Source organism: Caulobacter sp. P1_B12_2, from assembly GCF_056406675.1.
Genome location: NZ_JBFTZS010000213.1, coordinates 1 through 7,662, shown reverse-complemented (window position 1 = coordinate 7,662; position 7,662 = coordinate 1). Strand labels below are relative to the sequence as shown.

General features: G+C 60.8%; 7 protein-coding genes and 1 pseudogene. 2 read left to right on the top strand and 6 right to left on the bottom strand.

Going from position 1 to position 7,662, the window contains the following annotated elements; translation table 11 throughout:
- Positions 1 to 1,129: ABC1 kinase family protein (locus AC1DZ6_RS14305; protein WP_477097827.1), on the bottom strand; the 1,129-nt coding region annotated here is incomplete at its 3' end.
- Entirely contained in the window at positions 1,126 to 2,799 is a 1,674-nt protein-coding gene (locus tag AC1DZ6_RS14300) for an ABC1 kinase family protein (protein ID WP_477097826.1), read from the bottom strand. The genes AC1DZ6_RS14305 and AC1DZ6_RS14300, both read right to left, overlap by 4 nt.
- 118 nt (positions 2,800 to 2,917) lie before the next feature.
- On the opposite strand from AC1DZ6_RS14300, the gene AC1DZ6_RS14295 reads away from it, so the two are divergent.
- A complete protein-coding gene (locus AC1DZ6_RS14295) occupies positions 2,918 to 3,658 on the top strand; it encodes a 4'-phosphopantetheinyl transferase family protein (RefSeq protein ID WP_477097825.1) in 741 nt (246 codons plus the stop codon).
- Here AC1DZ6_RS14295 and AC1DZ6_RS14290 read toward each other — a convergent pair.
- The 4 genes and pseudogenes from AC1DZ6_RS14290 to AC1DZ6_RS14275 form a co-directional block, all read right to left on the bottom strand.
- The gene (locus tag AC1DZ6_RS14290; protein WP_477097824.1) at positions 3,655 to 4,704 is read right to left on the bottom strand and encodes an amidohydrolase family protein; all 1,050 of its coding nucleotides are present in this window, start codon (positions 4,702 to 4,704) and stop codon (positions 3,655 to 3,657) included. The genes AC1DZ6_RS14295 and AC1DZ6_RS14290 overlap by 4 nt on opposite strands.
- 256 nt (positions 4,705 to 4,960) lie before the next feature.
- Positions 4,961 to 5,566: a hypothetical protein gene (locus AC1DZ6_RS14285; protein WP_477097828.1), complete on the bottom strand. Its 606-nt coding sequence runs from the start codon at positions 5,564 to 5,566 to the stop codon at positions 4,961 to 4,963.
- 3 nt (positions 5,567 to 5,569) lie between these two features.
- Positions 5,570 to 5,953 (bottom strand): annotated as a pseudogene (locus AC1DZ6_RS14280) (TniQ family protein); the annotation flags it as partial.
- Complete coding sequence (locus tag AC1DZ6_RS14275; RefSeq protein WP_477097823.1) at positions 5,940 to 6,854, bottom strand: TniB family NTP-binding protein; 915 nt, start codon at positions 6,852 to 6,854, stop codon at positions 5,940 to 5,942. The gene AC1DZ6_RS14275 and the pseudogene AC1DZ6_RS14280, both read right to left, overlap by 14 nt.
- A gap of 549 nt (positions 6,855 to 7,403) precedes the next feature.
- On the opposite strand from AC1DZ6_RS14275, the gene AC1DZ6_RS14270 reads away from it, so the two are divergent.
- The coding region (locus AC1DZ6_RS14270; protein WP_477097822.1) for a hypothetical protein at positions 7,404 to 7,662 on the top strand (259 nt) is incomplete at its 3' end.

Sequence of the window (7,662 nt, the reverse complement as noted above, 5' to 3'; positions counted from 1 at the left end):
GTATTAGGGTTCTATTTCCGTTATTTGCTATCAATACGCCGGGGATCAGGTAGCCGTTGCGGCGCGCCACCCTGAGCACGCCGATCAGGGCGTTGGCGGTGCTGGAGGCGCCGCCGTGCTCCTGGTCTCCCGCCCGCATCTCGGCGTCGAAATCGCGACGCAGGCCCTCCACGTCGCTCTCGGGACGCGCCACGAGGACTTCGGTGAGCGCCTTGAAGATGCGCGGCTGGTTGCCAGCGTAGATGGCGGACACATAGCTCAGCTGGTTGGCCCGCACGGTCTCGTCCAGCTTGTCGCACAGGCCGAAATCCACGAACCCGACGCGCCGGTCCGGCAGCACCAGCAGATTGCCCGGGTGCAGGTCGGCGTGGAAGAACCGGTAGCGGAAGATCTGGATCAGGGTGGCGGTGACCAGCCGCTCGGCGAACTCTCGCCGCTCGTCGACGGTCAGCAGCGGACCACTGGCGCGCTCGGGCGCGACGCCGCGCAGCTCGGCCAGGACGCTGTTGACCCGGATTCCCTCCAGATACTCGTAGGTGATCACCCGGCTCGAACTGAGTTCCAGATAGGTGCGCGGGATCCGTTGCAGCGTGCTGCCGGCGGCCAAGGGCTGGAGCTTGCGGGCGTTCGCGAGCTCTCGATCGAAGTCGATCTCCTGGCGCAGCCACTCGGCCAGTTCGTCGGCCAGTTCGCGCACCGATATCGGCAGCCTGATGCCGAACCGCTTGACCAGTTGCCCGACCAGCCGCATCCGGCGGATGTCGCGGGCCACGCGCCGCTCGATGCCCGGCCGCAGGATCTTGACCGCGACGACCGTGCCGTCGTGAAGGTGCGCGCGGTGCACCTGAGCCAGCGAACCCGCCCCGATCGGCCGCCGCTCGAAACTGTCGAACAGCTCCCAGACCGGCGCGCCCAGCTCGGCCTCCACGATCCGCTCGGCCTGCGCCCAGTCGAACGGCTCACTGCGGTCCACCAGCGTCAGAAGCTCGTCGCAATAGGCCTGGGGAAGGATGTCGGGCCGCAGCGCCAGGTACTGCCCGATCTTGACGAAGGTCGGGCCCAGCCGCGTGAGCAGGGCGGCCAGCTGGCGCGCGACGTCGGCGGGCGCGAGTTGCGTCAGCTTGTTCATCGCAACCGCCATGAGGTGAAGAGCGCCGTGACGACGAAGGTCGCGACCAGGGCCAGGGTCAGCGACATCGGCAGGGAGGTCGCCTTGCCCAGCACGGCCGCCGACACGCCGGCGATGCCCAGCATGGCCCAGCCGGAGGTTCGCGCCTTGCGGCGCTCGTCCCGGTCCGACCGCGCCGTCGTCGCCCGGATGGTGGGCGCCTCGGTCTTCGTGTTCAACCCCTGAACCAACGAGCCGCCCAGATCGCGCAGAGACTCCCGCCAGGCCGGATCATTGACCATCGATCGAACACGCTGGAAGGCGTCCGGCCGCGTCTTCTCGAAGAAGGTCCTCAACTGGGCCAGCAGGTCGAATTCCGGGTCGATGTGCCAGAGCGTGGCGTTGAGATTGTTGATGGCCCGCCAGAACAGCAGATAGTTCAGGTCGTAGATCAGGCCGTTTCGCCGCGAGACGTCGATCATCTCGCCGGTGTAGCGCGCCAGATGCCGGTCCTCGATCGGGCCGGAGGGGTTGAGCAGGGCGGCGTACCAGCGAGTCAGCACCTCGCGGCAGTCGTCGCGAAAGCGGTCCATGTCGGTCAGCTCGGTCTCGGTTACCTGCTGCCCGTAGGCGCGCATGCTGGCCCCAATGTTGCCGATCGCCAGGCTCTCGATCTGGGCGGTGATGATGGCGCGACGCTCGTCGGTCAGCGCGCCGAAAATGCCGAAATCCAGGAACACCACGCGGTTCTCCGGCAGGAACAGGATGTTCCCTGGGTGCGGGTCGCCATGGAAGAAGCCATCCACGAACAGCTGCGACAGCGAGGCTTCTGTGAAGTTGTGCAGCGCCGTCGGCAGGTCGAAGCCCGGCAGCTTCTCGGCCAGCTCCTCGGGCGTGCAGGTCTGGACCAGTTCACGGATGTGGGTCGCGCTGACCCCAGTCACGAAGTCCATGGTCAGCACGCGGGCGGTCGACAGGTCCCAGTGGATCGCCGGAATGACCACGGCGGGGCCGGCCTTGCGCGCCACGCGTTCGGCCGTCGCGCCCTCGGTGCGAAAGTCCATCTCGCGCAGCGTCCACGCCTCGAACTGATCGACCATGCCGGTGGCCGACAGCCGCCCGAACACGCCCAGAGACTGGGCGAAGGCGGTCAGCTTGCGCAGGTTGCGGATGTCGGCCCGGAAGATCCGCATGATGCCGGCGCGCTGAACCTTGACCGCCACCCGCTGTCCGTCAGGCAGCCGCGCGTCGTGGACCTGGCCGATCGACGCCGCCGCGATCGGTTCGGCGCTGAAGGTTGGAAACAGGGTTGCGACCGGCGCGCCCAACTCCCGCTCGATGATCCCCTGGGCCACGCCCGAAGGCATCGGCGCGACGCTCTCGAAAAGGTTGTTCAGCTCCAGGCAGACCTCGGCGGGGAGAATGTCGAAGCGCAGCGCCAAAAACTGCCCAAGTTTCAGATAGGTTAGGCCGAGCTCCTCAAGCGCCTTTCGAAACCGAACGGCGAAACTCAGACGGCTCCAAGGCGCGAAGAAGCGACCGAAGGGAAACAGCCGGTATTTGAGGATCTTCACCAGCACCAGCAGCCCGCGGCGCAAGTCGATGAACGGATCGTCAAGCGTCCGTTCGGATCGCGCGCCTCCCGCCGGAGCGGCCCGGCCGCGCTGGTCCATCGTGGTCTGATAAGACATCAGTCCCTCGGTCGCATGTCGCGCCTCAGCGGCGCGGATCTGGACGGCGCGGATCTGAGCGCCGCACGCCCTGGTTGGATATTGGGCGAAGCCCCGCCATGAGGGTACACTGCTCGTCATGGTGATGCACAACTTTTCCGCGTTGTCGTCGGGCGCTATCGTTCTGCTGTATCTGAAGGCGCCGCAGGAGGCTTCGGCGGCGTGCGCGCGGGTCGAAGCCCGACTTTCACCGTCGGAACGGGACCGCGCGTCGCGCTTTCGCTTCCAACGCGACCGGAACGCCTTCGTCGCCGCCCACGGCTTGCTCCGCTTCGCCTTGCGCCAAGCCACCGGGCGCGCGGACTGGCGGTTCGACGTCGGCTCGAACGGCAAGCCCGTCCTCGTCGCGGGGCAGGGGGAGGACGCGGCCGTCCCCGACTTCAACATCACCCACACGCCAGGCCTGGCCGCCTGCGGCTTGAGCTTCGGCGGACCGATCGGCGTCGACGCAGAGCTTCGGGACCGGCCGGCGGACGTCGACGGCGTGACCGAGCGGTGCTTCACCTCCGACGAGCGACGGCGCGTGGCGTCCGCCGGCCCGGAGCAGGGCCAACGCTTCATCGAGCTCTGGACCCTGAAGGAAGCCGTGGCCAAGGCCCTCGGCCACGGCCTGTCGATGGACCTGCGGACATTCTCGGTCACCACCGATCCCTGCGCCGCGCGCTTCGAGAACGGGCCCGATCCATCCTGGCGACTGAACCTGACGAGGCTGCCCCATCACTGCCTCGCCGTAGCGCTCAGGGCGGGCGAGGGGGCGGTCCCACCGTTCGAATGGCGTGAAGTCTCGTGGGACGCGCTCGCCGACGAGCCCCAGGCCTAACGGTCGCGGATTTTCTCGGCGAGATCGTCGATAGGCTTCACGACGGCGCGCTTGAGCCTGACGCCAAGCCCGTTCGGAAGCGTCGGGGGCAGGGCGGCTAGGCGCGGGAAAAGCGCCAGGGCGTGTTCGCGGTCGATGCCGGCCCGGATCTGGGCGTCGAAGACTCTCGAGGCTTCCAGGGCCTTGACCTGCATGCCGACGGCCCGCGCCGGAGCGAACGGATAGTCGCTGCCGAACAGGATGTGGCTGGGATCGACCAGTTCGCGCAGGGCGGCCATCACGACGGGCGAGGGCGACAGGGCGGTGTCGAAATAGAAACTACGGATGGAGTTCAGCATGCCCTTGGGAAGGGTCTTGGCCAGCTTGAGCTGATCGTTGGCCAGCGACAGCCGCCAGGCGATGTACGGGAGAAAACCGCCGGCGTGGGCCAGGATCCAGCGAATGCGTGGATATCGCTCCAGCGCGCCGGTGAGGATCAGGTTGGTCGCCGCCCGCGTCGTGTCGCAAAGGAACTCGACCAGATAGCCCGGCGTGGCCAGGTCCAGCTCGGTGCTGGTCTTGTGAAGATTGGGATGGACGAAGACCACGGCCTGGCGGCGATCCAGTTCAGCCATCAGTTCCTCCAGGCGCGGATCGCCCAGGAACACGCCTTCGGTGCTGCCCAGCAGGACGACGCCGTCGGCCTTGAGCACGTCCAGCGCATGGACAGCCTCGGCGCAGGCCTCGGCCGTGAACGGCATCGGCAGCACGGCGAACCAGCCGAAACGTCCCGGATGATCCTGGGCCATCTGGGCCGAGAATTCGTTGCTGACCCGCGCTAGGTCGCAGGCTTCGCCGAGATCGCCGAAATAGACGCCCGGCGCCGACAGCGAGGTGATCGCCGCCTGGACGCCATAGAGGTCCATCGTGCCGATCGAGGCTCGCACGCTCCAGCGTGGCAGATCGGCGCCGCCGACCTTCGTCACGCCATGCCGGTTCATGGCCTTGGCCACGGCCGGCGGAATGACATGGTGATGAACGTCGATACGACGCGCTGCTGGGGTCACGGCATGGAACTCCTGACGTCGCGAGCCTGTCGATGAAGCTGGCGCGTCACCACGACATCAACCAGCGGGCGGCCAGAACGGTTCGATATCAGCGAGGTCGATAACGGTTTTCTTCTGATAATATTACTTAGACGATGATTCCTTCTGGCAACAGAGGTGTGGAAACTGTCACTGACTCCTAATTTCGCGACTCCGGTGCCCCCGCGAACATGTTGCCGTTATGTCCGCAGTTTCACTCATTTCTGACTCCAAATTCTCAGACCGCTCTCAGCATCGCGAAATGCCTGACTGTCGCCCATCTGGCTTTCAATTTCGAAGGCCATTCGGCCGTTCGCAGATCGAACTCGGTGAAGTCGCGCTTGGTAAGGCCAGCCGCTAGCGCGGCCAGCGGATCGACACTCTGCTCTGGCAACCGATATTGGCATTCCTGCACAAATTCGGCGATCGGCCCGTTTTCATCGGGCTCAGCCAGGATCGCCATTGCCACGAGCACGTGCTTGAGCCGGTCGAACGGCTCCAGATCCGCCAACCCGTCTGCGATCATGTGGCGCGTCAATCTTGGACTGAACTGCCGAATGCCCCAGTTGACGCTCCGCATCAAAGAAGCGGCGCCTGACCGCGGCTCAGACCTGAGCGCATCAACCAGATCGCCAATCAATGATCGAAGCCGACCCAATAGACTAAGATCGGCCGGCATAGCGCCGGCTTTTCCAGTTCCCATTAGCAATGCGCCAAGTCTGGCGCGCAGCTGGATCGTATGTTGTGATGTTGCGGATCTAAGTGGATCATCTTGTATTTTCCCCTTCCTCTCCAAATGAAACGCAAAGGGAAATTGGCTCGGCATCAAAATATTCTTGTGCACGGGACAGTTTACCGCCAACGGGTACATCCAGGTTGTTCGGGTATATAGCTCCCTCCCCGCTTTGCGATCTTCCAGGAGGCAATCATGACAAACCACGGCCTCTCGGGAGAGGCGAAACAGTGGAAGCGGTTTGGCGATTAGCTGAGGGTGCACGGCGGCAACGAGGCGATCTAGTGAAACGCCTGTGACCTCCGAAACGCGATCCAACGAGTCTATATGGCCTCGCTCAAGGGACTCAGGGTCCGCTCCGATCTCGGCAGCAAGCTCTCCGCGAGTGAGCAAATGAGCGTCCGCAACTCGAAATAGCCAGGAGGAAATTGCTTCATCTGGATAGAGCGCTGGCGCCAAGCTCGATAAGACCGGTTGCCATCGATTAGCACTTGCCACGATTGGATCCCCTGCTCTTGCCCTGCGCGGAACTCCTGAATTCTCGGGATGTCGCGTCGATCAGCGCGGGTGTCAGGCGCTCCTCTCCCTCAATTGCCAATACCGCTGCCTCTTGGAGAAGTTCGAACATCCGACCTATCAGTGTTTCGGAATGGTGTTGCAAGACCGCCATGAACTCTCGATCTACCTCAGTTGGTCGGCGTAGAGGAAAATAGGATATGCGCTCTGTGACCGCTTCCGCCGCCCAGCGTTCTTTCCGCTTCCACTGTGGAAGTTCAATAATATTGAATCTTTGCGTGAGATGTGGGTCGGATTGCACCAAACCCTTTGCTTCTCCCGAGCCAAATCCCGCGTAGCCGAGCGACAACCTATTCGATAGATATTTGAGGGCATTCATCACAACGCGTTGCTGTTTGTCCGCGAGATCCGTGATGCGTTGTATCTCGTCTATTAGAATTAATCGGGTTCTGCGATGTTCGAGGTGTCTGATGACCATAGCTTGCAAGCGCGACGCAGTCGTTATCGGTGAAGGAACACCAATTGCACTAAGAATATCGTTGTATAGACGCTTTTCTGTAAGTTCGTCGTTGGCCTGAAGTCGTATTGCTCCAGGCCAATCTAAATCTGGATCGTCGGCCGTTCTTTGATATATGAGATCCATAAACCGATCCTGTATGCTGCTCTTTCCCATGTTTGAGCTGGCCCAAAAAAGAACTGACGGCATTCGTGTCCGCTTGGGCATGTCGATGATTTTGAATAGCTGCTGGATTGCGGCCGTTGCTGCGGGGTAATCGACCCATTGATCCGTGTTTACGGCACGAATTCGCGTAGTTTTGTCGCTGGTCGTGAAATGCCGCACCGTCGGATGGACGTGGGAGAATGTGTCGAGCGAAGTATTCATTGGTCATCTCCGAAGAAGCCGCCCCAATCGTCGTCATCCGTCGCCGGTAAGGTCGCTGGAGCGCCCTCCTTTGCGATCTCCACCTCACGCCTCGAAAGTCGCAGGCGCTCCGCCTGGCGGGCGGCGCGTTCGGAATATTTGGCCGCGTCAACCACCAGCGCCTCAGCTCTGGCAGTAGCTCTCCGCGCGGCATAGGCAAACCTTTTGTTCAACAAGTAGAAGATGAAGTGATTCTTAAACTGCTGAATGAAGAGCTTAAAGCTTAGTTTCGTCTAAAGCCAAGTAGATAGTAGTTGACAAATGGATTTGAAACGTACTACAATTGGTAACAAGTTAGTTTAGAGATTTTAGTTATGAGAAAACAATAGACAGTTTAGTTGAGATTAGGGTAGACGAGAATGAGACAGTTGAGCAGAGTTTAGTTGAGTGAATTTTACCATTCGTATACCCAAAGGCCCATTTTTGAWGTGTCTTTGGGTTTATTTATTATATCCTCTTTTATATAACCTCATCTATTCTCATTCTCCATGAAATGGAGGATTGAAAGATATGACGAACACGTATACTTCTTTTTTAGAAGACTCTACAGAGTATTTAACCATTCCAATTATAAAAAAAATATTTATCGATAGCATGACACCTGTTGATCTTTTTCAACAAGTAAAAGATGAAGCYGTATATTTGCTTGAAAGTAATGATGAATCATCACCATGGTCCAATTATTCTTTTATTGGCTTAAATCCATTTTTGTATGTTGAGGAAGAAAAAGGAACCTATCTAGCAAAAAATAAGCAGCTTCAGCCTATGC

Coding starts and splice junctions, on each gene's coding strand:
- AC1DZ6_RS14300 (WP_477097826.1), bottom strand. CDS start 2,799: ATGTCTTATCAGACCACGATGGACCAGCGCGGCCGGGCCGCTCCGGCG.
- AC1DZ6_RS14295 (WP_477097825.1), top strand. CDS start 2,918: ATGGTGATGCACAACTTTTCCGCGTTGTCGTCGGGCGCTATCGTTCTG.
- AC1DZ6_RS14275 (WP_477097823.1), bottom strand. CDS start 6,854: ATGAATACTTCGCTCGACACATTCTCCCACGTCCATCCGACGGTGCGG.